General features: G+C 70.2%; 25 protein-coding genes and 1 pseudogene. 9 read left to right on the top strand and 17 right to left on the bottom strand.

Features of this window, described 5'->3' with window-relative positions:
• Positions 1-60 precede the first annotated feature (60 nt).
• Entirely contained in the window at positions 61-2,268 is a 2,208-nt protein-coding gene (locus tag ACWD3I_RS31635; RefSeq protein ID WP_451084227.1) for an MMPL family transporter, read from the bottom strand.
• Between the two features lie 198 nt (positions 2,269-2,466).
• On the bottom strand, positions 2,467-2,889 hold the full coding sequence (locus tag ACWD3I_RS31640) for a (R)-mandelonitrile lyase (protein ID WP_365413573.1): 423 nt from the start codon (positions 2,887-2,889) through the stop codon (positions 2,467-2,469).
• Between the two features lie 134 nt (positions 2,890-3,023).
• Here ACWD3I_RS31640 and ACWD3I_RS31645 point away from each other — a divergent pair, with 134 nt between their 5' ends.
• Positions 3,024-3,905, top strand: coding sequence for a helix-turn-helix domain-containing protein (locus ACWD3I_RS31645; protein ID WP_451084239.1), 882 nt, complete (start codon positions 3,024-3,026; stop codon positions 3,903-3,905).
• 72 nt (positions 3,906-3,977) lie between these two features.
• On the opposite strand, the gene ACWD3I_RS31650 is transcribed toward ACWD3I_RS31645, so the two are convergent.
• Positions 3,978-4,568 (bottom strand): TetR/AcrR family transcriptional regulator, encoded by a 591-nt coding sequence (locus ACWD3I_RS31650; protein WP_365413577.1) that lies wholly within the window; start codon positions 4,566-4,568, stop codon positions 3,978-3,980.
• Between the two features lie 170 nt (positions 4,569-4,738).
• On the opposite strand from ACWD3I_RS31650, the gene ACWD3I_RS31655 reads away from it, so the two are divergent.
• From ACWD3I_RS31655 to ACWD3I_RS31665, 3 genes are all read left to right on the top strand, one after another.
• Positions 4,739-5,284 carry a hypothetical protein gene (locus ACWD3I_RS31655; RefSeq protein ID WP_365413579.1) on the top strand — a complete coding sequence of 182 codons (546 nt, stop codon included), beginning with the start codon at positions 4,739-4,741 and terminating at the stop codon, positions 5,282-5,284.
• Positions 5,285-5,425: 141 nt separating this feature from the next.
• Entirely contained in the window at positions 5,426-5,959 is a 534-nt protein-coding gene (locus tag ACWD3I_RS31660) for a 2,4'-dihydroxyacetophenone dioxygenase family protein (protein ID WP_365413581.1), read from the top strand.
• A gap of 34 nt (positions 5,960-5,993) precedes the next feature.
• Entirely contained in the window at positions 5,994-6,998 is a 1,005-nt protein-coding gene (locus ACWD3I_RS31665) for a helix-turn-helix domain-containing protein (protein WP_365413583.1), read from the top strand.
• Here ACWD3I_RS31665 and ACWD3I_RS31670 read toward each other — a convergent pair.
• Positions 6,963-7,519, bottom strand: a pseudogene (locus ACWD3I_RS31670) (alpha-L-rhamnosidase-related protein); the annotation flags it as partial. The gene ACWD3I_RS31665 and the pseudogene ACWD3I_RS31670 overlap by 36 nt on opposite strands.
• Entirely contained in the window at positions 7,447-7,698 is a 252-nt protein-coding gene (locus ACWD3I_RS31675; RefSeq protein ID WP_365413589.1) for an alpha-L-rhamnosidase N-terminal domain-containing protein, read from the bottom strand. The pseudogene ACWD3I_RS31670 and the gene ACWD3I_RS31675, both read right to left, overlap by 73 nt.
• A gap of 204 nt (positions 7,699-7,902) precedes the next feature.
• On the opposite strand from ACWD3I_RS31675, the gene ACWD3I_RS31680 reads away from it, so the two are divergent.
• On the top strand, positions 7,903-9,360 hold the full coding sequence (locus ACWD3I_RS31680) for an MFS transporter (protein WP_365413585.1): 1,458 nt from the start codon (positions 7,903-7,905) through the stop codon (positions 9,358-9,360).
• 69 nt (positions 9,361-9,429) lie between these two features.
• Here the strand turns inward: ACWD3I_RS31680 and ACWD3I_RS31685 are convergent, their stop codons facing one another.
• From ACWD3I_RS31685 to ACWD3I_RS31710, 6 genes are all read right to left on the bottom strand, one after another.
• Positions 9,430-10,371, bottom strand: a complete 942-nt coding sequence (locus ACWD3I_RS31685; protein ID WP_451084228.1) for an SDR family NAD(P)-dependent oxidoreductase — start codon at positions 10,369-10,371, stop codon at positions 9,430-9,432.
• Positions 10,372-10,468: 97 nt separating this feature from the next.
• Positions 10,469-11,707, bottom strand: a complete 1,239-nt coding sequence (locus tag ACWD3I_RS31690; protein WP_365414175.1) for a cytochrome P450 — start codon at positions 11,705-11,707, stop codon at positions 10,469-10,471.
• 48 nt (positions 11,708-11,755) lie between these two features.
• Entirely contained in the window at positions 11,756-11,950 is a 195-nt protein-coding gene (locus tag ACWD3I_RS31695; protein ID WP_365414177.1) for a ferredoxin, read from the bottom strand.
• A gap of 18 nt (positions 11,951-11,968) precedes the next feature.
• Positions 11,969-13,171 (bottom strand): NAD(P)/FAD-dependent oxidoreductase, encoded by a 1,203-nt coding sequence (locus ACWD3I_RS31700; RefSeq protein WP_451084229.1) that lies wholly within the window; start codon positions 13,169-13,171, stop codon positions 11,969-11,971.
• Between the two features lie 63 nt (positions 13,172-13,234).
• A complete protein-coding gene (locus tag ACWD3I_RS31705) occupies positions 13,235-13,975 on the bottom strand; it encodes an SDR family NAD(P)-dependent oxidoreductase (RefSeq protein ID WP_365413873.1) in 741 nt (246 codons plus the stop codon).
• Positions 13,976-14,018: 43 nt separating this feature from the next.
• Entirely contained in the window at positions 14,019-14,411 is a 393-nt protein-coding gene (locus tag ACWD3I_RS31710) for a carboxymuconolactone decarboxylase family protein (protein WP_365413875.1), read from the bottom strand.
• Positions 14,412-14,590: 179 nt separating this feature from the next.
• On the opposite strand from ACWD3I_RS31710, the gene ACWD3I_RS31715 reads away from it, so the two are divergent.
• Positions 14,591-16,228, top strand: coding sequence for a flavin-containing monooxygenase (locus ACWD3I_RS31715; RefSeq protein ID WP_365413877.1), 1,638 nt, complete (start codon positions 14,591-14,593; stop codon positions 16,226-16,228).
• 92 nt (positions 16,229-16,320) lie between these two features.
• On the opposite strand, the gene ACWD3I_RS31720 is transcribed toward ACWD3I_RS31715, so the two are convergent.
• Positions 16,321-16,716, bottom strand: coding sequence for a nuclear transport factor 2 family protein (locus ACWD3I_RS31720; RefSeq protein WP_365413879.1), 396 nt, complete (start codon positions 16,714-16,716; stop codon positions 16,321-16,323).
• Positions 16,717-16,739: 23 nt separating this feature from the next.
• Positions 16,740-17,138 (bottom strand): nuclear transport factor 2 family protein, encoded by a 399-nt coding sequence (locus ACWD3I_RS31725; RefSeq protein WP_365413881.1) that lies wholly within the window; start codon positions 17,136-17,138, stop codon positions 16,740-16,742.
• A 174-nt stretch (positions 17,139-17,312) separates the two neighbouring features.
• Between ACWD3I_RS31725 and ACWD3I_RS31730 the strand changes: the two genes are divergently transcribed.
• The gene (locus ACWD3I_RS31730; RefSeq protein WP_365413883.1) at positions 17,313-18,359 is read left to right on the top strand and encodes a cyclase family protein; all 1,047 of its coding nucleotides are present in this window, start codon (positions 17,313-17,315) and stop codon (positions 18,357-18,359) included.
• A 150-nt stretch (positions 18,360-18,509) separates the two neighbouring features.
• Here ACWD3I_RS31730 and ACWD3I_RS31735 read toward each other — a convergent pair whose 3' ends face one another.
• Positions 18,510-20,510, bottom strand: coding sequence for an alpha-ketoacid dehydrogenase subunit alpha/beta (locus ACWD3I_RS31735; RefSeq protein ID WP_451084230.1), 2,001 nt, complete (start codon positions 20,508-20,510; stop codon positions 18,510-18,512).
• 109 nt (positions 20,511-20,619) lie between these two features.
• Here ACWD3I_RS31735 and ACWD3I_RS31740 point away from each other — a divergent pair, with 109 nt between their 5' ends.
• Positions 20,620-21,327, top strand: a complete 708-nt coding sequence (locus ACWD3I_RS31740; protein ID WP_451084231.1) for a TetR family transcriptional regulator — start codon at positions 20,620-20,622, stop codon at positions 21,325-21,327.
• A gap of 40 nt (positions 21,328-21,367) precedes the next feature.
• Here ACWD3I_RS31740 and ACWD3I_RS31745 read toward each other — a convergent pair whose 3' ends face one another.
• The 3 genes from ACWD3I_RS31745 to ACWD3I_RS31755 form a co-directional block, all read right to left on the bottom strand.
• On the bottom strand, positions 21,368-22,522 hold the full coding sequence (locus ACWD3I_RS31745) for an acyl-CoA dehydrogenase family protein (RefSeq protein WP_046259806.1): 1,155 nt from the start codon (positions 22,520-22,522) through the stop codon (positions 21,368-21,370).
• A gap of 1 nt (position 22,523) precedes the next feature.
• Positions 22,524-23,582, bottom strand: a complete 1,059-nt coding sequence (locus ACWD3I_RS31750) for an alcohol dehydrogenase catalytic domain-containing protein (RefSeq protein ID WP_365413292.1) — start codon at positions 23,580-23,582, stop codon at positions 22,524-22,526.
• A 105-nt stretch (positions 23,583-23,687) separates the two neighbouring features.
• On the bottom strand, positions 23,688-24,476 hold the full coding sequence (locus tag ACWD3I_RS31755) for an enoyl-CoA hydratase/isomerase family protein (RefSeq protein ID WP_365413294.1): 789 nt from the start codon (positions 24,474-24,476) through the stop codon (positions 23,688-23,690).
• Between the two features lie 171 nt (positions 24,477-24,647).
• Between ACWD3I_RS31755 and ACWD3I_RS31760 the strand changes: the two genes are divergently transcribed.
• Positions 24,648-26,177, top strand: a complete 1,530-nt coding sequence (locus ACWD3I_RS31760; protein WP_365413296.1) for an acyl-CoA synthetase — start codon at positions 24,648-24,650, stop codon at positions 26,175-26,177.
• The last annotated feature ends 3 nt before the right edge of the window (positions 26,178-26,180 follow it).

Here is a 26,180-nt window from a genome sequence, read left to right on the forward strand (position 1 = left end):
CACACACCACGGACCGCGATGCCGTCTCGCACAGGGGCGCCGCGGTCCGTCGTACGAGATTCAGATCCGGGCCGGTTCCTGCGGCACCGGCTCGCTGACCTCCTGCGTCTCAGGCGCGCCGAGTCCGGCGCCCTCCACGTCGACGTGGGGCAGCAGTCGGTCGAGCCGGCCCGGCAGCCACCACGCCTTGTCACCGAGCAGGGCGAGCACCGCGGGCACGATCGCCATGCGGACGACGAAGGCGTCGAACAGCACCGCGACGGCGAGCCCGAAGCCCATGGTCTTGATCATGGACTCCTGGGCGCCGATGAAACCGGAGAACACCGCGATCATGATGACCGCCGCGGCGGCGACCACCCGGGCACTGTGCCGGAAGCCCGTCACGATCGCCTGGGCGGGCCGGTCCCCGTGAACGTACGCCTCCCGCATCCGCGAGACGAGGAAGACCTCGTAGTCCATCGCCAGGCCGAACACGATGCCCACCAGGAAGATCGGCATCAGGCTCATGATGGGACCCGACTGCTCCACCCCGAGCAGTTCCGCGCCCCAGCCCCACTGGAAGACCGCCACGACCGCGCCGAGCGCGGCCAGCACCGACAGCAGGAACCCGAGTGCGGCCTTGACGGGCACGAGCACGGAGCGGAAGACGACCAGCAGCAGGATCAGGGCCAGCGCGATGATGACGGCCAGATAGGGCACGAGCGCGTCCTGGAGGGCCTGGGCGACGTCGATGTTCATCGCGGTGCTGCCGGTGACCTCGAACGTCGCCCCCGTCGCCCGCTCCAGGTCCGGCCGCTCGGAACGGATCGACTGGACGAGGTCCTTGGTCCTCTCGTCGTTCGGACCGGTGGCCGGCACCGCGGAGAGCAGGGCGGCGTCTCCCGCCTGGTTGAACTGCGCGGGCGAGACGGACACGACCCGGCTGGTCGCGCCGATCCTCTCGGCGATCTCGCTCACGGCCGCCTTGGGTTCGGCGACACCCCGCACGTCCACCACGATCGTCAGCGGCCCGTTGAAGCCCGCGCCGAAACCGTCCGCGAGCGCGTCGTAGGCACGCCGTTCCGTCGAGGAGACGGGTTTGGACTCGTCCCCCGGCATGCCCAGTTCCAGTTGTGCGGCGGGCAGCGCCAGAACACCCAGACCGGCGACGCACGTCACCAGCACGGCCACCGGGCGGCGCAGCACGAACCGTGCCCACCGGGATCCGCCGTTGTCCTGCGCCGACGGAGCCGCGGCGCCGTTCCTGCGGGTACGGCGGGGCAGCACGGCGTCGGGCCACATGCCCAGCAGCGCGGGGACCAGGGTGAGCGCGATCAGCACGGCGACGACCACCGCGCCGGCGGCGCACAGTCCCATCTTGGCCAGCATCGGAACGCCGATGACGGTCAGGCCGGCCAGTGCGATGACGACCGTGAGACCGGCGAACACCACGGCGGAGCCGGCCGTGCCGACGGCGAGGCCGGTCGCCTCCCGCGGGTCGTGTCCGTTGGCACGCTCCTCCCGATAGCGGGAGACCACGAAGAGGGCGTAGTCGATACCGACCGCCAGCCCGAGCATCGTGGCGAGCGTGCCGGTGGTCATGGAGAGGCCGAAGACACTGCCCAGGGCCATGATGGCGGCCATGCTGACACCCACGCCGATGATGGCGGTGAGCAGCGGAAGGCCGGCCGCCGCGAGGGATCCGAAGGTGATCAGCAGGACGACCGCGGCGAGGGCGATACCGATGGCCTCGGAGGCGCCGCCCGCCGCGGGCCGGGTGGCGAGTGCGGTGCCTCCGGCCTCGACCGTGAGGCCCGAGTCGCGGGCCTCGTCGATGGCCTTCTCCAGCGCGGCCTTGTCGGCGTCGGTGAGATCGGCGGCCTTCACCTTGTAGTCCACCGTGGCGTACGCGGTGGAGCCGTCCTTGCTCACCGCGCCCGCCGTGAACGGGTTTGTGGCGCCAGTGACCTGGGGCTCGTCGGCGGCCTCGGCGACGAGCGACTCGATGGCGGCGCGATGGCCGGCCGCCGTCACCTTCTCCCCGTCGGGTGCGGTGAACACGATCCGCGCGTCGGCCCCATTGGCGTCGCCGCCGGGGAAACGCTCCCCGATCAGGTCGAAGGCCTTCTGCGCCTCGATGCCCGGCATGAAGGACGTGCCGTCGTCGGAGGCGGCGGGCGCCTTGGCGGCGCCCAGGCCGACGGCGCCGAGGACCACGGCCCACAACAGCGCCACGAGCAGGCGCCGCCGGAAGGCGGCCCGGCCCATCCGATACAGGAAGGTAGCCACGAGAAACGGATCTCCAGGTCTGGGTTCGGGTAGATCACCAGCCTGGCCGGACAGGGGGCACCGAGACATCGTGCTGGTGCTGGCACTCCCCCTTGGTGGCGCTGCACGAGGCGGGGCGCTCGTCTCCTCCTCAAGGACGAGTCCCGCATGCTGCGTGCGCAGGACGCGGGGCCGGGGATTGCCGGACCGGAACCGCCGTCAGCGTGACCGCGACGCGGTACGCGCGAGGGCCGCGGCGTACTGCTCATCCGTGACCGGCTCCAGCCAGGAGGCGCCGTCGCCCGTGCCGTCGCCGACCACCATGGCGATGTGGGCCATGAAGGTGGTGTCGGTGGCGCCGTGCCAGTGCTCCTCGCCCGCCGGGCACGTGATGGTGTCGCCCGCGCCGATGCGCACGACGTCGCCGCCGCGGGTACCGACCAGGCCGACGCCGTCGGTGACGTGGAGGACCTGGCCGAGGGCGTGGGAGTGCCAGTTGGTGCGGGCGCCGGGGGTGAAGCGGACCAGGGCGGCGGCGAGGCGGGACGGCTCCGTCGGGTACGCGAGCATGTTGAGGTGGACGTCGCCGGTGAAGCGCTCGGCCGGGGCCTTGAGGGTGGGGGTCTCGGTGATGTGTTCCACGGGTTCGTTCCTTAGGGCTCTACGATCGGAAAACCGCTGTCGGTATCGACGAAACCGCAGCTCACGGCGGCGGGGAAGGGTCTGCCGTTACAGGTACCGACAGGACCCCCCACCTTCATGCGGTCCGGCCTAGCCTGGAAAGCGTGAGCACTCAGAGCGACATCCGCGAGTTCCTGGCCTCCCGCCGCGCCAAGATCACCCCGCAGCAGGCGGGGCTTCCCGCCTACGGCGGTAATCGGCGCGTACCGGGCCTGCGCCGCGAAGAGGTCGCCCTGCTCGCCGGCGTCAGCATCGACTACTACGTCCGCCTGGAACGCGGCCACCTCGCGGGCGCATCGGAGGAGGTCCTGCACGCCGTCGCCGACGCCCTCCAGCTCGACGACGCCGAACGCCTCCACCTGTTCGACCTGGCCCGCACCGCCGCCGGACGCCCCGTACGCCGCGGCAGGCGCACGCGCGGCCCACTCCCGGAAAGCGTTCTGCGCGTCCTGCGGTCCATGACGGACTGCCCGGCGTTCATCCGCAACGGCCGCCTGGACATCCTGGCCACCAACACCCTCGGCCGCGCCCTGTACGCGCCTCTGTTCCCCGGCGCCGCGAGCGAGACCGTCAACATCGCCCGCTCCCAGTTCCTCACTCCCGGCGGCCGCGACTTCTTCCCCGACTGGGACGAGTCCGTGAACACCACCGTCTCCCTGCTGCGCACCGAGGCCGGACGCACGCCCCACGACACCGGGCTGACCGGCCTCATCGGCGAACTGGTCACCCACAGCGAGGAGTTCCGCACCGCCTGGGCCAGGCACAACGTGCGCCTGCACCACACCGGCCGCAAGTCGTTCCGGCACCCCGCCGTCGGCGTCCTCACCCTCGACTTCGACGCCATGGAACTGCCCGCCCAGCCCGGACTGACCCTCACGGCCTACAGTGCCGCCCCCGGCACACCCGACCACGACACCCTGCGGCTCCTCACCGCCTGGGCCGCCACCGAACAGGTACAGCCCACCGGCAAGCATTAGCGGGAGTTCCTTCCCGCGCTGACAGCCGTACCGCTGACCGCACTCGTCCTCCTGAGGGCCGTCCGACCGGTCTCAGAGCACGCGTCGCACCAGGTCGTCCCAGGTGGCCTGAAGGCGGGTGACGGGAACACCGGACCCCTGCAGCAGGAAGTCCACCGTCTCGAAATACACCAGCGCGGACAGAGCGTGGGCGAGCATGTCGTGGTCGCCGTCGACTCCCGCTTCCCGCAGCAGAGTGGAGATATGGCGGTGGAAGGCGCGGGCCGTGTCGGAGGAATGGCGGCGTTCCACCAGGAGTTGCCGCCCCAGCGCGGCACCCAGATCCGCGTCGTCCGCGATGCGCTCGATCAGCGCGCGGCCGAACGCGGTCAGCCGGTCCACCGCCGGTGCGCCCGGGCCCAGTGGCGGAGGGCCTGAGGTGTACTCCTCCTCGAATTCCACCTCCGCCTCGTCGAGAAGGGCGAGCAGGAGGCCGGCGCGGTCGCCGAACCGACGGAAGAGAGTCCCCTTTCCCACGCCGGCCTCCTTGGCCACCGCCTCCATCGTCACGCACTCGATGCCGTGCTCGACGACCAGACGACGGGCCGCGTCCAGGAGACGTTCGCGGTTGCGGACGGCGTCGGACCGCTCCGTCGCGTTCGTGCCAACCGACGTTTCCCTCACTGCTCCTCCCCTATGCGTTGATCACTCCAAAATACCCGCGCGAACCCGCTCGGGAATGCGCCCCCGGTCCTGCTCCGCCTCGGTACTTGGCCCTAGTCCTAGAGTGGTGCACCCGGGCCGTGGGCCCACCACAACTCGTCCCCGCACGAGAACTGACGGAAGAACACGCCATGCTCCCGATGGACCGGATCCGTGCGCTCCTGCGGGAACACGACGACCCCGGCCATCTGGAACACCCCGCGGACTTCGACCGGGAGACCTCGCGGAACTGTTTCGCCAGGCTGCTGAGCGCCCTTGAGGAACGCTTCGGGCCGTCCTGCTCAGGCGGCCGGGGCCAGGACTCCAGTTTCTACGGTGTCATCGAAGTCCCAGCGGCCGCGACAGGCGTCGACCGGGACATGGGTGTCGCGATGAGCAACTTCGGCAACTACTTCGTCACCGCGTTCATGAGGGTCGGTGAGGGTGCCGCCGCTGGCGAGGAACGTCCCTCCGAGGAGTTCGTGACGTGGCTCGACGGCGTCTGTACGGCCATGGGGTGCACCTTCGTCCCGACCGGACTGCTTCGTGAACCGTACGACGGACCGTCGGTCCTGGCGGCGGCAGGAGACCTGGAGCTGGCGCGGGTGCTCATCGCCGCAGGCCTGGCCGAGCCCGAGGACGACGACGAAGAGCTGGGCAAGTCGGACTGGCACGAGCGGTACTTCGACTACATGTGAGGCATCCGAGGCTCCGTCGTCCGTGCGCCTCCGCCTCGGCCGTCCCGAACAGGCAAAGGGCGATGTCCGCCCCGGGGAAGACCCGCTCCCCGACGGCGGTCTTCACTGTCGGCCACCCGCCTCGACGCAAGGGAGCCGATCATGGCCGAAGCAACCGGGACCGAGTTCTGGAAGAACCTCAAGCCGATCCGCAACTCCCTCAAGCCGGACGCCCTGCCCGAGGTCTACCTCTCCCAGGTGGCCACCGACGACGACCGGTACTACGTGCCGTTCACCGAGACCGTCGGCTCACGCCCGCTGTGGATCAACGTCAAGGACAACTCCTGGGCCGACATCCTGCGGGCCAAGGAGGCGGGACTCGTCAACCGGCACTACCACCCGCACGAGGTGTTCGCCTACACGATCTCCGGCAAGTGGGGCTATCTGGAACGGCCTTGGACCGCACGCGCCGGTGACTTCGTCTACGAGGCGCCGGGTGAGGGGCACACACTGGTGGCCTACGAGAGCGACGAGCCGATGAAGGCGTTCTTCATCGTCAAGGGGCCGTTGATCTGGCTCGACGAGAACGGCGAGAGCACCGGCCACTTCGACGTCCATGACTACATCGCGCTGTGCCGCGCACACTACGATGCGGTCGGCATCGGAGCCGACTACGTGAACTCGCTCTTCCGGTGACCCGGCGGACGCCCGGGCCGGAAAGGAGACCCAGGTGTCCCTGTCCCCCATGTCCTCCGTCTCCCGTGTGTCGACGCGGTCCGTGGACCCGGCCGACCGGATCGGCTTCTGGGAGGAGTACAACCGGCGGGCGCTGGTGGGCCTGACCTGCTCCTCGTACTCCCAGGACGGCCTGCTGGCCACCCAGACGAACTTCCGGCTGGGTGGCCTGCGGCTGGCCGAGATCACCGGGAACGAGCACGTCATCGAACGCACCCCGCGGACCTGCCGGGACCTCCCGAAGGACTCGGTCTTCGTCAGTCTGCTGACCGACGGCCAGGCGGTGTTCTTCCACGAGGGCGGCTGTCTCACCGTCGGGCCCGGCGACCTGGTCCTCTACGACACCCGCCGCTCGTACCTGTTCGGTTTTCCCACGGCCATGCGCCAGTTGCTGGTGGACATCCCCCGCGAGGTCTTCGCCGAGCGCTGCGTCCCCGGCGACGTACCGGTACCCCTGCTCTTCCGGCAAGGCCTCACCCCGGCATCGGCGCTGGGGTCGGTGCTGGCCGAATGGGCCACGGGGCGCGGGGACGCCGATCCCTCGCATGCCGAGGCCGCCGTGCTGGATCTCGTGCGCACTCTGGCGGCTCCCCGGCTGGGAGACGATCACGCCCTGCCCGCCTCGTCGTCCCGGCTGGCCATGGCCCTGGACCACATCGACCGGCATCTGTCCGACCCCCGGCTGAGCGCGGAAGCGGTCGCGGCGGCGGTCGGGGTGTCCACCCGGCACCTCAGCCGCCTCTTCCGGCCGACCGGCGTCGGTCCCGCCCGTCATCTCCTCGACCGACGGCTGGCGAAGGCACACGAGCAGCTCACCGACCCGGACTCCCGTCATCTCACGGTCGCCGAAGTCGCCCACCGTTGGTGCTTCGCCAGCCAGGCCCACTTCACCCGCGTCTTCCGCGACCGCTACGGCCGGACACCCGGCGAGATCCGCCCACCCCGCACGGACCCGGCCCGCGGTTCACTGCAGTCGGCAGGTCAACCGGCAGCGCCCTGACGGCAGTCGGTACGAGGCCACCCCGTCCGCGTGGCCGAGGAACCGCACGCCCGCCACTCGCGCCAACGGGGTCCGCCCCGCACGGACCGCGTCGGCGGACGCGGCCGGCAGGCGCAGGGTCGCCTCGCTGTTGGCGGCACGACCGCGTCGTAGACCAGCGTCCGTCCCTCGTCGTCGACGCTCCACTCGCTTCTGATCTCGCCGTACGGGGACTCGTACACCGCCGACACCCGTGTGATCCGGCCCGTCGGATCGAGGTGGGGCTGGAGCAGGAAGCGCTTGAACCCGGGGCTGTCGGGGTCGCGGGCGATGCCGGCCATGTAGGCGTACATCCACTCCATGATCGCGCCGTAGGCGTAGTGGTTGAAGGAGTTCATGCCGACCGGGCCGAACCCGTCCTCCTCGGAGTAGGAGTTCCCACGCTCCCAGACGGTGGTGGCGCCGTTCTTCACCGAGAACAGCCAGGACGGCAGGGCGTCCTGGTGCAGCAGCTGGTACGCCAGGTCCGCGCGGCCTTCGTCGAGCCCGGGGGCAGCAGTTCGATCGTGGTGGCGCCGTCCTGCGGGACGGTGACCTGGCGCCCGTTGACGTAGGCCTCGTACACGCCGAGCGCCGAGACGTACAGCCGGGCCTCGCGGATGCGCTTGTTCAGGGCGGCTCGCTTGCGCAGCGCGGCGGTCCACGGCGCGGCCGGCGGAATGGGGCGTCACCCCCGCCTCAGGGTCCGCGAGACGCCGCGCACCCATCATCACATCATGTAGTTGCGTAACTCACGCAAAGCCTTCTTCGGGTCGAGGGTCCCACTCAGCGGGACGGAAAGCCCGCCTGTTCTGCGGACACGTTAATTGTACCGACCGGCAGGTCTATCTTTCCGGCACCTCCGCTCATCCCTGGAAGGCCACCGATGTCCCAGATACAGACCCCTTCCCCACAAGCGCCCGAGAGACCACGATCCAGCGCACGCAACGCGCTGGTCGTCGTCGCGCTCGTGTGGACCGTCCAACTCGTCGCGCTGATGGCCGCGTTGTCCGGCATCGCGCAGGCCGAGGTGGCGATCCACTTCCGGACCACGGAGATCGCGTGGTTCACCCTGATGACCCTGCTGACCGGCACCTTCTTCCTGCCGTTCGCGGTCAAGGCCGCGGCCCTGTTCGGCAAGAAGAAGGTGCTGCTCGTCGCCACCGGGCTCGGCTTCGTCGGCGACCTGATCGCCGCCGTCGCCACCGACTACCGCACCCTGCTGATCGGGCGCGGCATCGCGGGCGTCTACGCGGCCACGGCCCCGCTGGCCTATGCGATCACCCGCGACGTCTTCCCCCGCCGCTGGGTCGGACTCGCCAGCGGCATCCTCGCCGGCGGTGTCGGCCTCGTCGCCTTCGGCGGGCCGTTCCTGTCCGGCTGGCTCCTGGACGACTACGGCTTCCGCGGCGTGCTGTGGTTCATGGCCATCAGCACCGCCGTGAGCTTCGCCCTGGTGGCCGTCTTCGTGCCCGAGAGCCCGGTCCGTGAGCGGGGCGGCCGGATGGACTGGACCGGCGGGCTCCTCCTCGGCGGAGCGGTCACGGCGATCGTCTACGCGGTCGGCCAGGGCTCGCACTGGGGTTGGAGCAGCGGGAAGTTCGCCGCGTACGTGATCGGGGCGGCAATCGCGCTGATCGCCTTCGTGCTCGTCGAGCGGCGGGTCGCCGAGCCCCTGTTCCCGCTGACCATGACCCGGCGCCGCCAGGTGTGGACCGTGCTGCTCGCCACGTCGGTGGCGGCCGGTGCGCTCAGCGCCGTCGGCGTCGTGATCCAGATGCTGATCCTGATGCCGCAGATCCCCGATGTCTCCGAGGGTCTGGGCTGGTCCGGCACCCACAACGCCATCGTCACCAGCCCCATCAGCGCCATGATCATCGTCGCGGCCGTCGGCACCGGCTGGCTCGCCCGCCGGGTGGACTCGCGCATCCTGTTGGGCAGTGGCTCCGCCCTCACCGTCCTCGGCTACGGCATCGGCACCCAACTGCACCACAGCGCCCCCCAGATCGTGGGCATGGGCCTGATCGCCGGGCTGGGCACGGGCATGGTCATGGCCATCGTGCCCATCATGATCATCGAGGTGGTCACCCCCGAGGAACAGGCCCTGGCCAACGGTGCCCAGACCCTCGGTCAGGGCGTCGCCCAGATCGTCGTCTCCCAGCTGGCCTTCGTGGTGATGGCCCAGCACGGGGCGGTCATGCACGGCACCCAGTTCTACCTCGACACCGGTTTCACCAACGGGCTCTGGCTGGTCGTCGGTTGCTGCGCCGTGGGCACACTGCTCACTCTCCTCGTCCCCAGGAGCAGGCGCCTCGACGAGGCGGAGGTCGGCCAGGCAGCCTGACCGCACAGCTGGAACGGCTGAGGGCCGGGCGTGTTCGCCCGGCCCTCAGCCGTGTCGCGGCATCCGGTCCTACGAGGTGGCGGAACCGGCGTCCGGCCCGAACTGGTGCTTGAGGAAGGCGCCGGACCAGGCCATCAGATCGGAGGGCACGTAGTAGCCCTTCTCCTCGTTGATCGCGTCCCAGTTCGCGGCCACGTCCTCGATGCCGGCCGGACCGTCCACGTGTGCATAGCCCTCGGTCGAGGCGATGAAGAGACGGGCGAACCGGCCCGCGCCGGCCGTGTAGATCTCGCCGCTGACCGGGCAGCTCTCGTGGGCGAGGTACGCGACCATCGGCGCCACCGCGTCCGACGGCATGTACGGCTGCCCTGGCACCGCCTCGGTGGGCTCCTCCTCGGGGCCGCCGCCCATACGCGTCATGGCCGCCGGGGCGATCAGGTTGACCTTGATGCCGTGCGGCTCCCCGGCCAGCTTCGCGCTGCGGGCGAGTCCGATCGTGCCGCCCTTGGCCGCCGCGTACGACAGGTTGTCGGCCAGTCCGAACACCCCGCTGGACGTCGTGAGCACGACACGGCCGTAGTTCTGCTCCACGAAGTGCGGCCAGGCGGCGCGCAGGGTGTTGAAGGAGCCGACGAGATGCACGGCGAGATGGCGCTCCAGGTTCTCCGCGTCGACCTCCGGCAGACCGGCCCAGCGGATGATCCCGGCGTTGTTGACGAGGATGTCGATACGGCCGAACTGTTCGAGCGCGGTGCCGATGATCGCCTCGCCCCCGGCCTGCGCGGACACGTCGTTCGTGTCGGCGACGGCCGTGCCACCCGCCTCGATGATCTCCTCGACGACCCGCTGCGCGGGCCCGGTGTCCGTGCCGTCCCCCTCCATCGACCCGCCCAGGTCGTTGACGACGACCTTCGCGCCGCGCGCCGCAAGGAGGCGGGCATGGGCACGGCCGATGCCCCGGCCCGCGCCGGTGACGACCGCGACGCGTCCTTCGAAGCTGAACTCACTCATGGCTGACTCCTGTTGTACTGCGGCTCTGGATGCGGATACGGATGCGGGCCCCCGCCCGTACGGAAGGGACCCGCGGATCGATGGACGGTCGGCCCTGTTACCAGGTGACCGGCAGCTCGCCGATACCGAAGGCGAGCGCGTCGGCCGGACGGAACTCGAGCTCCTCGCGGTCGACGGCGAGACGCAGGGTCGGGATGCGCCGGTAGAGGGTGCCGTAGACGACCTGGAGCTCGATACGGGCGAGCTGCTGGCCCAGGCACTGGTGGATGCCCCAGCCGAAGGCGTGGTGGTGGGTCGCCTTGCGGGTGAGGTCGAGCTTCTCCGGGTCGGGGAACGCCTCCGGGTCCCAGTTGCCGGCCGGCAGCGGGACGATGATGCCGTCGCCTGCCTTGATCTGCGCGCCCTCGAACTCGAAGTCCTCGGCGGCGATGCGCCGCTGCCCGAACGTGGCGACGGTCAGATAGCGGAGGATCTCCTCGACCGCGCCCGCGGCGTCCCGGGTGTCCTCGGTCTCGCGCAGCCGGGCGATCTGCTCGGGGTTCTCCAGCAGCAGGGCGGTGCCGAGCGTGATCATGTTGGCGCTGGTCTCGTGACCGGCGATCAGCAGGATCATGGAGAGCAGGGTGGCCTCGGGAAGGGTGAGGTCCCCTTCATTGATCCGCGCGGCGAAGTCCGAGAGCACGTCCTCGGCGGGCTCGTCCATCTTCTTCTGCAACAGGCCGGCCAGGTAGCCGCCGAGCGCCTGGTTGGCCGCGTTCTGCTGCTCGGCGGTCTTGTCGCTGCGGGTGGCGAAGGAGGCGTGCTCCTGGAAGAAGTCGTGGTCCTCGTACGGCACTCCGAGCAGCGCGCAGATCATCAGCGAGGGCAGCGGCAGCGACAGCGCCGTCATCAGGTCGACCGGCTTGGGGCCCTCGAGCATCTTGTCGATGAGCTCGTCGGTGAACCGCTGGATGTCGGGCCGCAGCGCCTCCATCCGGGGGCGGGTGAACGGGCGGGTCATCATGCGGCGGATCCGGGTGTGGTCGGCGCCGTCGGCGTTGAAGATCGTGAGCGGGTGGAGGTGGGCGCTCTGCGCCATGGCCTCGTTGGGGAACGGGAATCCGGACCGCTTGTCGTCCGAGCTCACCCGGGGGTCGGACAGGATGGCTCGCTGCGCGGCGTGGCCCGTGACGAGCCAAGGGGTGCTGCCGTCCCAGATGCGGGCCCGGGAGACAGCGCCCTTCTCGTTGAGGGCGCGCAGCCCCGGCGGTGGGGCGAACGGGCATTTGGCGTCCCGGTCGTCCTGGTAGAAGTACGTCGCCTCGTCGGGCGCGTGCCGGGTGTCTGCCTCGGCCATGGTTCTCCTCCGGTGATGGGTGCGGGGGGAAGGGGTGAGGTTCGAGGGCTATTCCTCGATGCGGATGGCCAGGGCCGGGCACACCGCGGCGGCGTTGCGGACGTCGTCGGCCAGCTCCGGCGGCGGGTTCTCGTCGAGGACGACGACAATGCCGTCCTCCTCGCGCTGGTCGAACACGTCCATGGCGGCCGACACGCACTGACCGGCGGCGACGCACTTGTCCTCGTCGACGACAACCTTCATGGGACTTCTCCTGATCGTTCAGTTCGTGGGGGTGGCCTGCAGCCCGTCGACGATCGACCGGCGCAGCAGGCGGGCTTGTTTGGGCATGTTCCAGCCGAGGACACCGGTCACCCGGCCCTCGACCCGGTACCGGGCGACGAAGCGACGGGCCGTCAGGTCGCCCTCGACGACGTCCACTTCGGCGTCGACGGGCAGGAAGCCGTGCACCTGGAGCTTGGCGTCGTACTGGTCGGTCCAGAAGTACGGCACCGGCGTGTAGGGCCGGCTCTCGCCGAGGATCTCCCCGGCCACCGCCATGCCCTGCTCGGTGGCGTTGGTCCGGTTCTCCAGGCGGATGAGCCGGCCGAGGCCCTCGTGGTGCCAACGGGCCACGTCGCCGACGGCGTAGATGCCCTCCACCGCGCGGCAACGGGAGTCGCACACCACTCCGTTGTCGAGTTCGAGGCCGCTGTCGGTGAGCCACTGTGTCGCCGGGGTCGCGCCGATCGCCACGACCACGACGTCGGCGGGCAGCACCTCGCCGGTGGTCAACCGCACGCCGGTGACCCGGCCTTCCTCGCCGGTGAGTCCGGTGACGCCGTTGCCGAGCCGGAGCTTGACGCCGCGTTCGGTGTGCAGGTCGGCGAGGACGCCGGACACCAGCGGCCCGACCTGGAGCGCCATGGGCGCGGTCAGCGGTCCGGTGAGCGTGACGTCCAGGCTCAGGGTCCGTGCGGTGGCCGCGATCTCGGATCCGAGGACGCCCTCGCCGACGACGACCAGACGTGAGGCGGCCAGCAGGTCCTGGCGCAGGGCGAGCGAGTCGTCGAGGGTGCGCAGCACGTGCACGCCGGTCAGGTCGTCCTGCCCGGGCAGCCGCCGGACGCGCACCCCCGTGGCGATCACGATCGCGTCCGCCCGCAGCTCCCGCCCGGATTCCGTGCGCACGGTCCGTGCCGCGGCGTCGAGGCCGACCGCCGGGTCGCCCAGCACGAACTCGGCGTCGAGCGCGGCGAGTACGTCCTGTGTCCGCAGCGCGGCCCGCTCCGGCTCCCACGCACCGGAGAGCACCTGCTTGGACAGCGGCGGTCGGTCGTACGGTGCGTGCGGTTCGTCGCCGAGCACCGTGATCCGGCCCTCGTAGCCCTTGCGGCGCAGCGTCTCCACGGTGGTCAGTCCGGACGCGGAGGCGCCCACTACCAGGACGTGGGCCGGGGGCCTGATGTCGTCCTCGATGCTCATGCGTGGCTCCAGTGCAGCGTCGGTGCGGTGTGTCGGTGCGGGTCTGACGGGCGGATCAGCGGATCAGTAGACGTAGCGCCCGCCGTTGACGCCGAAGGTCTGGCCGGTGACATAGGCCGCCTCCTCCGAGGCGAGGTAGGCCACCGCGTGCGCGACGTCCTCGGGGGTGCCGGCCCGCTTCATCGGCATCATGGCCGCGACCGCCTCCACGTCGACGGGGCCCTGGCGCACCAGCGGGGTGTCGATGAAGCCCGGCGGGACGTGGTTGACGGTGATGCCCTTCTCGATGTACTCGACCGCCAGCGCCCTGGTGAGGGCGATGACCCCGCCCTTGGAGGAGGCGTAGTGGGCCATGGCCGGGGCGCCGGTCTGGGCGGAGGACGAGGAGATGTTGACGATCCGGCCCCAGCCCGCCGCGAGCATGTCGGGGACGAGCTGCTGGGTGACGAGGAACGGGCCCTTGAGGTTGATCCCGATCATGCGGTCCCAGGAGGCCTCGCTGATGCTGGTGAAGGGTTCGTAGGCGGTGGTCCCCGCGTTGTTGACGAGGATCGTGACCGGGCCGAGCTCCTCGCGGGTGCGTGCCGCGGAGCGGGCCACGGCCTCGGCGTCGGCGGCGTCCCCGCCCACCGCGACGGCCTTGCCGCCCGCCGCCCGGATCTCGGCGACGGTCTTCTCCGCGCCTTCGGTGTTCAGGTCCCAGACCGCCACTGCGGCCCCCTTGGCCGCGAGCACGGTCGCGATCCCGCGTCCGATACCGCGGGCGCCGCCGGTGACGACCGCGACCTTTCCCTGAAGTGACATGCGTGCTCCTCGTATGAGTGGTGTGGCGTACTGACCGGAGTGGTCAGCCCTCCAGCGCCTCGCGTGCGGCGGTCCGGGCGGCGACGGCCCGGGGGAAACCGGTGTAGCCGCTGGAGTGGTAGATGACCTCGGCGATCTCGTCCTGGGTCAGTCCGTTCGTCAGGGCGATACGGACGTGGGTCTTCAGCTCGGTCTCGGCCCCGAGGGCGATGAGGATGCCGAGCGTGACCAGGCTGCGATCACGCGGAGCGAGCCCCTCTCTGCCCCACAGCGCCCCCCAGACACTGGTGAGGCCTATGTCCACGAGGTCCTCCCCGAGGCGACCGTCCCGGAGGTCGAGGTCGCCGTCGGGGAACACGCCCGGCAGGGCGGCCCGCATGGCCTTCCAGCCCGCGGCCCGCAGATCGGTGGATTCCTTGACGCCTTCGTCACTCATGTCTGACTCCCGTTGCGCGGCTTCGCGTCCCTGAGCGAAAGTTAGACCAGACGGTCGGTACAATCAATCTCCAGGGCGAGATTCGCATCCATTGAATGAATCCGACCCCTCCTCTACTCTCAGCCTCATTATTCGACTGACCGGTCGAAACATCAATCCAGGCTCACGCGGGAGAGCACATGAGCGAAACCACGAAGACCGGCCCGGCGGACCAGGGCCTCGTAGATGTGCTGGTCATCGGCGGCGGCGTCACCGGCATCTACCAGCTGTACCGGGCCCAGGACTCCGGCTTCTCGACGAAGCTCCTCGAAGCGGGCAGCGGTGTGGGCGGCACCTGGTACTGGAACCGCTACCCGCAGGCGCGCTTCGACTCCGAGAGCTACACCTACGGCTACCTGTTCTCCAAGGAGCTGTGGGAGGAGTGGGAGTGGTCGGAGCACTTCGCCGGCCAGCCGGAGATCGAGCGCTACTTCAACTACGTGGTCGACCGCTTCGACCTGCGGCGCCACATCGTGTTCGGTGCGAAGGTGACCGCGGCGGTCTGGGACGAGACCTCCGGCGTCTGGACCGTGCGCACCGAGGACGGCACCGAGCACCGGGCCCGCCACGTCGTCGCCGCGACCGGCATCCTCTCCGTGCCGTTCACCCCCGGCATCCCGGGGCGCGAGGACTTCCGCGGCGAGCAGCACCACACCGGCCGCTGGCCCAGGACCCCGGTGGACTTCACCGGCAAGCGGGTGGCCCAGATCGGCACCGGCTCCAGCGGCGTCCAGATCGTGCCCGCGATCGCCGACGAGGTCGCGCAGCTGACGGTGTACCAGAAGGTGGCCGACTGGCTGACCCCGCTGAACAACCGGCCGATCACCGCCGAGGAACAGGCCGGGCTCAAGGGCGACTTCGAGTCCATCCGGGACACCCTGAACACCTCGCCCAGCGGCTTCCTCCACCAGATCACCATGCGTTCCGGCCTCGACGACACTCCGGAGCAACGCCAGGAGTTCTACGAGCAGAAGTGGAACAGCCCCGGCTTCACGAAGCTGTCGGAGCACTACTTCGACATGACCACGAACGCCACGGTCAACGAGGAGTTCTGCGCGTTCATCGCCGACAAGATCCGCTCCATCGTCAAGGACCCCGCGACGGCCGAGAAGCTGATCCCCAAGGGCCACGGCTACGGCGGCCGGCGGCCCCCGTTCGGCACCGGCTACTACGAGGCGTACAACAAGCCGACCGTGCAGCTCGTCGACATCAACGAGACGCCGATCGTCCGCATCACCGAGACCGGGATCGAGACCTCCGAGGGCCACCAGGAGTTCGACATCATCATCTGGGCGACCGGCTACGACTTCGGCACCGGCGCCCTCAACCGGCTGGGCGCGCGCGGCCGGCAGGGGCTGCCGCTGGAGGAGTACTGGGCGGACGGGCCGTCCACCTACCTGGGCGTCACCACGGCCGGCTTCCCCAACTTCTACTTCCCCGGCGGGCCGCACGGCGCGCTCGGCAACAACCCGCGCTACTCCGGCGACCAGGTCGACTACGTCATGGACCTGCTCGTCCACGCCCGTGACCACGGCCACGCCGTCGTCGAGGTGACCTCGGACGCGGAGCAGGAGTGGACGGACCTGGTCAACGACAGTGCGGGCCAGTCGTCCTTCCTCAAGAGCAGCTACTTCTACGGCGCCAACATCCCCGGCAAGCCGGTCAAGCAGCTGCTCAACCCGACCGGGCGGTGGAAGCTCCAGGAGCTGATCAAGGAGTCCGTGGAGGCCGACTTCCCGGCCTTCGCCTTCTCCAAGCCGGCCGATCCGGAGGCCTGAGTACGCAGAACGCCCGTGCCGCCTGGCAAGTGGGAACCAGGGGCACGGGCGTCCGGGCTGTGCGGACGGTCCGCCACGGCCGGGCGGGCCCGCTACGGCTGGAAGGTCGTGACCCGCTTGCGGAACTTCCATCCGCCGTCCTCGCGGACCAGCGTGTCCTCGTAGGCCCCGACGAGCAGCGGGGCCCAGCCGGCCTCGCCACGGATGAAGAAGACGAGGCTGCTGCTCGCCGTCACCTCGTCCCCGGGCGGTGAGGTCAGGACGGTGTTGCCGACGAGGTGCAGCTGCGGGGCCTGCGGCGCGAAGGCCGCGTAGCCCTTGCGGATCGCCTCCCGGCCCTCGAAGACGCCCTGGCCCGCGATCTCGGCGACGCCGTCCTCGGTGAACAGTTCGGCAAGCACCTCGGTACGGCCCGCGTCCAGGGCGTGGGTGTACGCGGCTGTCGCGTTCTGCACACCGGCCAGGGCCGCTTCGGCGGTTACGGTCATCGTTGGTCTCCCTAGGGTTCGGTTCAGGCCTGGTAGGTCGTGGCGCGTCGCTGGAGCAGCCAGGTGCCGTCGATGTGGCGGAAGGTGTCCTCGTAGCGCCCGACGACCTGGACCGCCCAGCCCGCGTCGCCGCGCTGGAAGAAGACGACGTCACTCACGGCCGTCGCCTCGCCCTCGGCCGTGGGTGTCACCACGGTGTTGCCCACCAGGTGCTGCTGCGGCTGCGTCGGCGCCCAGCCCTTGAAGGCCGCGCGGAGCGCGTCGTGCCCCTGGACGGGGTCCATGCCCGGCAGCTCCAGGACGCCGTCGGGCGTGTACAGCGCGACGACGTCGTCGGTGCGGCCGGCGTCCTGGGCCTGGGTGTGCGCACCGATCACGGCACGTACGCCCGCCGAGACCCACGCCTGTGTGGATTCGCTCATCGTCTCTCCAAGGATCGAGGTTTCGACCACTCAGTCTATTACTCGACAACAGGCAATTTGAAGGCTCATACCCAGGCAGTCCTACTTGTTGACCGATCGGTACAATCCAAATAGCATGCGAACGGCTGTCAGACGGCCGTCAACGGGGACTGTCGCCTAAGGAGGCGTTTTATCGTGACGAAGCGTTGGAAGCAGCGGCCGCCGGGCTCGACGTGGGGCGATTTCGGGGAGGACGACGAGCTGGGGCGCATCAACCTGCTGACGCCCGAGAAGGTCCTCCAGGGCGTGCGGGAGGTCGAGCACGGGGTCACCTTCAGCCTGAGCCTGCCGCTCGACTATCCGGGCGGGACCTCGCTGAACCAGCGCCGCTACCCGCCGGTCCTGCGGCCCACCGAGGACCTCCAGCACCAGCAGGACGTCTTCTACAACATCAAGGCGAGCGAGCACTTCTCGCCCGACCTGATCGACGTGTGGTCCGACGACGTGGTCACGCTCTGGCTGCAGTACTCCACCCAGTGGGACGCTCTCGCCCACCAGGGCGCCGAGTTCGACGCCGACGGCGACGGGATCGCCGAGCCGATCTACTACAACGGCTTCCGGCCGGGCGCCGACCTCGTCGGACCGCAGGAGGACGCCAAGGGCGACGGCAGCGGGAGCCTCAGCTTCGCCCGCCACCTCGGTCTGGAGCACATGGCGCAGCACGGCGTCCAGGGCCGGGGCGTGCTGATCGACATCGCCCATCACCTGGGCACCGGCTATCAGCCGGTCAACTTCCAGCAGCTCCAGGAGATCATGGCGGCCGACAACGTCGTGGTCGAGCCGGGTGACATCCTCCTGCTGCACACGGGCTTCGCCACGCAGGTCCTCTCCTGGGCGAAGAACCCCGACCCGGTCGCCATCCACCAGACCGCGGCCTACCTCGACGCGGACGACCCGAAACTGCTCGAGTGGGTCGCCGAGTCGCAGATCTCCGCGATCGCCTCGGACAACTACGCCATCGAGGGCGTGGGCGTCACCCAGGCGCAGGGCCCGCACACCCTGCTTCCACTGCACCACCTGTGCCTGTTCAAGCTGGGCGTCCCCATGGGCGAGCTGTGGTACCTCAACGACCTCGCCGCCTGGCTGCGCGAGCACGACCGCAGCCGCTTCCTCCTGACCGCTCCCCCGCTCAACCTGCCCGGCACCCAGGGCAGTCCGCTCACTCCGGTCGCGACGGTCTGACTCATCAGCGATCGGATCCGCCGTCGGTCCATGTCCGGTCCTGCCGATTTGGCCGGACCGGCGGCGGAACGCACAAGGGGCTGGCCCCGGGATTCGTCCCGGGGCCAGCCCTTTGTCATGCGGACGTGTGTGGGGCGCGCCCCACACACGTCACACCGCCGCGATGCGCCGCAAGGTGTCGGCGATGGTCTCGCGCGAGGGCAGCCACAGCCGTTCCAGCGACGGGGCGTACGGAGCGGGCATCGCCGGTGCCGCGACCCGGGTGACGGGTGCGTCCAGGGTCCAGAAGCCCTCGTCGACGGCGAGCGCGGCCAGTTCGGCGCCGACGCCGAAGTCCCGTACCGCCTCGTGGGCGATGACCAGACGGTTGGTCTTGGCGAGGGAGGCGAGCACCGTCTCCCGGTCCAGCGGGGCGATCGTGCGCAGGTCGACGACCTCCACGCTCACGCCCTCCTCGGCGAGCAACTCCGCGGCGGCCAGGGCGTCCTGGACCATCCGCGACCAGGAGACGAGCGTGATGTCGGTACCCTCGCGGACCACCTTGGCCTTGCCCAGCGGGATCATGTGGTCGGCCGGCGGCTTCGGGCCCTTGAAGCCGTACTGGAGCCGGTTCTCGACGAACACCACCGGGTTCGGGTCCTGGATGGCTGCCCGCAACAGGCCGTAGGTGTCGGCCGGGTTGGACGGCATCACCACGGTCAGCCCGGGGATGTGCGCGAGCATCGCCTCCAGGCTCTGCGAGTGCTGGCTGCCGGAGGAGCGTCCGGCGCCGAACTGGGTGCGTACCACGAGCGGCATGGAGGCCCGGCCGCCGGTCATGAAGCGCAGCTTGGCGGCCTGGTTGAGGAGCATGTCCAGGGCTACGCCGATGAAGTCCATGTACATGATCTCGACGACCGGCTTCATGCCGGCCATGGCCGCCCCCACCGCGGTGCCGATGATCGCGCTCTCACTGATCGGGGTGTCACGGACCCGGCCGGGGAACGCCTGGGCGAGCCCTCGGGTGAGGCCGAAGACGTTGCCGCCCGCGCCGACGTCGATGCCGGCGACGAACACCGTGGGATCGGCGGTCAGTTCGTGCTCCAGCGCGAGGCGAACGGCGTCCATGGAGCGGAAGGTCTCGGCGTCGGGAGCAGGGGCGGCGGGCTCCGGCAGGGCCGGGCGCGGTGCCGTGACGAAGTCGTACAGGGTCTCCGGGGCGGGCTCGGGCAGGCTCCTGGCCCACTGCACCGCCGCCTCGATCTCCTTGTCGATCTCCTCGTCGACCGCGTCGGCCTGCGCGGCCGCCACTCCGGCGTCCGCGAGGTGCCGGCGCGCCACCAGCAGCGGGTCGCGCTCCTTGGCGGCGGCGACCTCCTCGGCGCTGCGGTAGCGCTCCGGGTCGCCCTCGTAGTGGCCGTGCCACCGGTAGGTCTCCGCCTCCACCAGGACCGGACCGCCACCCGCCCGCAGCCGTGCCACCACGTCGGTCATCATCCCGGCCACCGCGAGCACGTCGTTGCCGTCGACATGCGCGTACCCGATGCCGTAACCCGCCGCGCGCGCGGACAGCGTGGCCCGGTGCTGGTCGGCGGCGGGCGAGAACTCCGAGTAGTGGTTGTTCTCGCACAGGAAGACGACCGGCAGATCCCATACGGCGGCCAGGTTCACGGCCTCGTGGAACATGCCCTGGGCGACCGCGCCGTCCCCGAAGAACGCCACCACCACGTCACCCGCGGCCCGCAGTTTGGCCGCGGTCGCCACTCCGGCGGCGATCGGCAGCCCGGCGCCGACGATGCCGTTGGCACCGTAGATGCCGAGGCCGGGGTCGGCGATGTGCATGGAACCGCCACGACCGTGGCAGGTCCCGGCCTCCTTGCCCATCAGCTCGGCCATCATCGACGCCGAGTCCAGGCCCTTGGCGAGGACATGGCCGTGGCCGCGGTGGGTGGAGGTGATGCCGTCCCGGGGGCCGAGCGGCCAGCAGGCACCCACGGCACTGGCCTCCTGACCGATCGACAGATGCAGGAATCCGGGAATCTCCGTCGCCTTGTACAGATCGGACGCCCGCTCCTCGAAACGCCGAATGCGGCGCATCCGGCGGTACATCTCCAGGAGCTGGTCCGCGTGGGCGGATCCGGTGATGGTGTGCTGCGGTGCCTCGGTCGTCATGCGCGTCCTCGCATTGCTCGCGCGGGCGGCACACAACCGCGCCGCCTGAGTCCTACTTTTAATGTACCGTCTGGTCTATCAAACTATTCGCCGGGCGGGGAGAGAAGCGATGCCCAGACCACCGGGCCACGGACCGGACTACGAGGTCCGGCGGCAGAAGATCATCGACACGGCCGCCGAGCTGTTCGCCCGGCAGGGATACGCGGCGACCTCCGTCAACGACCTGGGCCGGGCGGTCGGACTCGCCAAGGGAGCGCTGTACTACTACATCCGTTCCAAGGAGAACCTTCTCGTCGAGATCCAGGCGCGGGTGATGGGACCGCTGCTGTCCCGGGCCCGGCAGATCGCGGAGCTCGACACGGACCCGCTGGTACGCCTGCGGCTGCTGTCGGAGTCGCTGCTGACGACCATCTTCCGCAGGCTCGACCACATCTGGGTCTACGAGCACGACTACCGCAGCCTCACCGGCGAGTGCCTCCAGCCCGTCCTCGACCAGCGCGCCGAGTTCGAGCGGCTGGTCGCGGGACTGATCGCGGAGGCCGCGGAACACGGCGACTTCCGTTCCCTGCCGCCGCGGCTGGCCACCCTGCAGTTCCTCAACCTCCACAACCACACCTACCAGTGGGTCAAGCCCGACGGACGCTGGGATCCCGCCCAGCTGTCCCGCGAGTACTGCGGCACCCTCCTACGCGGTTTCGGCGCGCCGGGCGCCGCCCTCCCTGACATGGAGGCGAGGACGGAGGCGTTCAAGCGCGCCCGCCCCGATCTGCCGCTCGACCCCGAGGCCGAGTGGCGGTCCGCCCCGGTCCTGGACTGACCCAGGGGCCCGCGGCACACACCGCGGGCCCTTTCGCGTGTCACGCCTGCTTCACCAGCGCCCGGGCGATGACATCGCGCTGGATCTCGTTCGTGCCCTCGCCGATCTCGAGGATCTTGGCGTCCGCGTAGAACCGCGAGACCTCCGACTCCCGCACATAGCCGTAGCCGCCGTGGATCTGCACCGCCTGGGAGGCGGCCCGGTTGGCGACCTCGGAGGTGTAGAGCTTCGCCATGGCGGCCTCCTTGCTGTACGGCCGCCCCTGGTCGGCGAGCCAGGCGGCGCGGTAGACCATCCACCGGGCGGCCTCGAACTCCGTGCCGATGTCGGCGATCTTGTGCGCCACCGCCTGGAACGACGACAGGGGCCGGCCGAACTGGTGCCGCTCCGTGGCGTGTTTGACCGCGAGGGCCAGTGCCGCCTTGGCCAGCGAGAGACCGAGGGCGGCGACGCTGATCCGCCCCTTGTCGAGGACGGAGAGGAACTGGCGCAGCCCGCCTCCCTCGTCCCCGATGAGGTGGTCGTCGGAGATCCAGCAGTCGTCGAAGATCAGCTCCCGGGTGTCCATGGCGTGCCAGCCGAGCTTCTTCAGCTTGGCCCCGCAGGTGTAGCCGGGGGTGCCGGTCGGGACGTAGAAGGTGGCGAACCGTTTCCGCCCGTCCTCGTTCCTGCCCGTCGTGGCCAGGAGGGTGACGCCCTGGCTGATGTCGGTACCGGCGTTGGTGATGAACATCTTGGTGCCGTTGATCACCCAACCACCGTCCCGGCGCTGGGCGGTGGTGGTGATGCCGGCCGCGTCGGACCCCGCGCCGGGCTCGGTCAGACCGAAGGCTCCGATGGCCTCACCGCGGGCCAGCGGGGCCAGCCAGCGGTGCTTCTGCTCCTCGGTGCCGTAGGCCAGCAGCGGCAGCGTCGCGATGGTCGAGTGGGCGTTCCAGGAGGAGGCCACCGACTGGTCGGCGGCGCCCAGTTCCTCCATCACGGCGACATAGGAGACGGTGTCGGAGCCCGCGCCGCCGTACTCCTCGGGCACGAGCATGCCCATCAGACCGAGTTCGCCGAGCTTGGTGAAGATGTGCGTCGGGAACTCCTCGTTCTCCGACCACTCGGCCGCGTTCGGGGTGATCTCCTTGGCCGCGAACTCACGGACCATGTCCTGGAGATCCCGGGTCTCCTCCGGCAGGTCGAAATCCATGTCACAGTCCCTTCGGGGTCAGCAGCACCTTCAGGTGCTTTGCGCGGTCGGCTGCCAGGTCCGCGAAGACCCCGGCTCCTTCCGAGAGCGAGAAACGTCCGGTGATCAGCGGCGAGGCGTCCAGACGCCCGGTGCTCATCAGGTCGATCACACGGGGGATGTCGAAGTTGTAGCCGAGCGTGCCGACCACCGACCGCTCGTAGAAGACGAGTTGACCCATGTCGAACTCGACGCTGCCGTGCCCGACGCCGGCGAGCACGACCCGCCCGCCGCGCCGGACGGTGGCCACCGCCTGGCCCGCGAGCGCGGGTACGCCCGTGGCGTCGATGACGACGTCGGGGCCGATACGTCCCGTCCTCAGGAACACCTCACGGCGTACGTCGGTCTCGCGCGGGTCGAAGGCCTCGGTGACACCGATGTCGAGAAGCTTCTCCCTGCGCTCCTTCAGGGGTTCGCTGACGTAGAGTCCGGCAGCGCCCGCGAGTCGGGCCGCGAGGACGACCGCGAAGCCGATGGGGCCACCGCCGACGACCAGGACGTTGTCGCCGGGTCGCACACCGGCCCGGGCGACGGCGTGCAGACCCACGGCGAGGGGTTCGGCGGCGGCTGCCATCTCGTCGCTGACGTTGTCGGGCAGCCGGGTGAGCCCCGTGATCGGCACGGTGACGCGATCGGCGAAGGCACCCGGCGAGGCGAGACCGACCGAGCCGCTCTTGGGGCAGATGTGGTACTCGCCGCGCACGCACCAGAAGCAGACGCCGCAGCGCCAGACGGGGTCGGCGGTCACCCGGTCGCCGATCGCGATGCCGGGTACCGCTCTGCCCAACGCGACTACCGTGCCGCTCAGTTCGTGCCCGAGGGCGAGGGGTGGACTGGCGCCGGTGAGCGGGTGCGGATCGCTGCGGATCATGTGCGGTCCTTCGAGGAACTCGTGCAGATCGGTACCGCACACCCCGCACCAGGAGACCTCGACCACGGCTTCGTGCGGCTCGGGTTCCGGCGGCTCGGGGACGTCCTCCAGCCGCAGATCGCTTGCGCCGTGCCAGCGCAGTGCCTTCATCTTTGCCGCCCCTTTCAGTGCCGCGATGGTTGTTCGTTTGCTGCTGCGCCGTCGTGGCTGGTCGCGCAGTTCCCCGCGCCCATAGAGGGGCGCTCCCCTGACCGCCTAGTCGTCTCGCTCGGGCCTGCCAAAGCTCGCCTTTCCCGGGCCGTGTTCCAGGAAGGACCGGATGCCGGTGGCGGCGTCCGCCGTGCCGAACACGCCCGTGAACAGGGACCGTTCGAGCGCCAGCCCGGCGGACAGAGAGCTGTCGGCGCCGTGGTCCACCGCCTCCTTGATCGCCTCCAGAGCCGCGGCGGGACCCTCGGCCAACCGCCGGGCGTATCGCAGCGCGGCGTCGTACACCTCGCCCGCGGCCACGACCTCGTCCACGAGTCCTAGGCGCAGCGCCTCCTCCGCGCCCACCCGGCGGCCGGTCATCAGCAGGTTCTTGGCGCGCGACGGCCCGATCAGCCGGGTCAGTCGCTGGGTGCCGCCCGAACCCGGGATGATGCCGAGCCTCACCTCCGGCTGGCCGAGGATCGCGTCCTCGGCGGCCACGCGGTAGTCGGCGGCGAGGGCCAGTTCGAGGCCGCCGCCGAGCGCGTACCCGGTGATGGCCGCGATCACCGGCATGGGCAGCCGGGCGACCTCGTCGAAGGTCCGTTGCAGCGCCCGGTTCCAGCCCCGGACCTCTTCTGGCCCCATCGCGGCCAGCGCCTTGACGTCCGCTCCGGCGGCGAACAGCCGCTCACCGCCGTACAGCACCACGGCCCGCACCTCATGGCTGTCCGCCAGCTCGCGCACGACGGCGGCCAGTTCGGCGCGCTGGGCGGTGTCGAAGGCGTTCATCGGCGGGTGGTCGAGGCGGACCGTGGCGACGGGTCCGTCGGTGTCGAGGCGGATGCGAGGCAAGGAGCCCTCCTCGGTCGGGGAGTGACACGGGGCCCGTCCGGATGGTTGTCGACCAGGGGGCTCCGTCGTAAAGTGCGGCTCAACGTTTTATAGACCAAGAGGTACACTAAATCTTGGTAGCGGGCAACCGACCGGTCGGGACAATCCCGGCCGCCGAGCCGGAGAGTCGCCGTGCACAATTTTTCGAGCATCCTCGATTACCACCTGACCCAGCGGCCCGACGCTGTGGCCGTGACCCAGGAGGACCGCCGCCTGACGGTGCGCGAACTCCATGAGCGGGTGAACCGGCTGGCCGCCGGACTGACGGAGCTGGGCGTCGGGCGCGGCGACGTCGTGGCCCTGCTCCTCTACAACCGGCCCGAGTTCCTGGAACTCCTGTACGCCGTGAACCGCGTCGGGGCGGTCTTCCTCCCGTTGAACTACCGCCTGTCCGAGGAGGAATGGGCGTACATCCTGGACCACGCCGAGACGAAGGTCCTCGTCACCGAGCCGGAGTTCGTGCGCCCCGCGGACCGCATCGCCGGGAAGCTGACCGGCCTGGAGCACCGAATCCTGGTGGACGGCTCCGCCGACGGCGCCTGGACCGGCTACGAGTCCCTCCTCGACCGGCACCCCGGCGCCCGGGTGGAGCCGGTGGACGTCGGGCCGGACGATCTCCAGCGGCTGATGTACACCTCGGGCACCACCTCACGCCCCAAGGGCGTGCGCATCACGTACGGGAACGTGCAGGCGAAGAACCTCGCCCACATCGTCCACTTCGGCCTGACCGCGGCCGACACCACGCTGGTCTGCGGCCCGCTCTACCACGTGGGCGGCCTGGACATGCCGGCCCTCGGAGTCCTGTACGCGGGCGGAAGCGTGGTGCTCCAGCGCAAGTTCGACCCGGAGGGCGCCCTGCGCGCGATCCAGGAGCACCGGGTCACCAACGCGTGGCTGGCGCCCGCCATGGTCAACGCGGTCCTGGAGGTCCCGGACCGGGAGTCGTACGACACCGGCTCGATGCGCTTCATCCTCGGCGGCGGCGAGAAGACCCCCGAGCCCGTCCTGCGGCGGATCATGAACGCCTTCCCCAACGCCTGGTTCGCCGACGCCTACGGACTCACGGAAACCGTCTCCGGCGACACCTTCCTGGACCGGGAGCACGCGCTGACCAAGCTGGGCTCGGTGGGCCGTCCCGTGCCGCACACGCGCGTGCGGATCGTCGACGACACCGGCAAGGAGGTGCCGGCCGGTGAACTCGGCGAGATCACGTTGCGCGGCCCGAAGGTCTTCGCGGGCTACTGGCGCGACGAGAAGGCCACGGCCGCGGCGCTCAAGGACGGCTGGTTCCACACCGGGGACATCGGACACGTCGACGAGGACGGCTTCCTCTACATCGACGACCGCAAGAAGGACATGATCGTCTCCGGCGGCGAGAACATCGCCACCCCCGAGGTGGAGCGGGTGCTGTACGAGCACCCCGCCGTCCTGGAGGCCGCCGTGGTCGGCCTGGTCCACCCCCGCTGGGGAGAGGTCCCGCGCGCCTTCGTGGTATTCAGGCCCGGAGTCGGCGCCGGACCGGACGAGCTGCGCGAGTTCTGTCTGGAGCGGCTGGCCAAGTTCAAGGTGCCGGTGCGCTTCGATGTCGTCGACGAACTCCCCCGCACCCCCTCGGGCAAGGTCCTCAAGCGGACGCTGCGCGACATCCCCGTGGAGGGCTGAACC

The sequence above is a fragment of the Streptomyces sp. NPDC002817 genome (assembly GCF_053592055.1).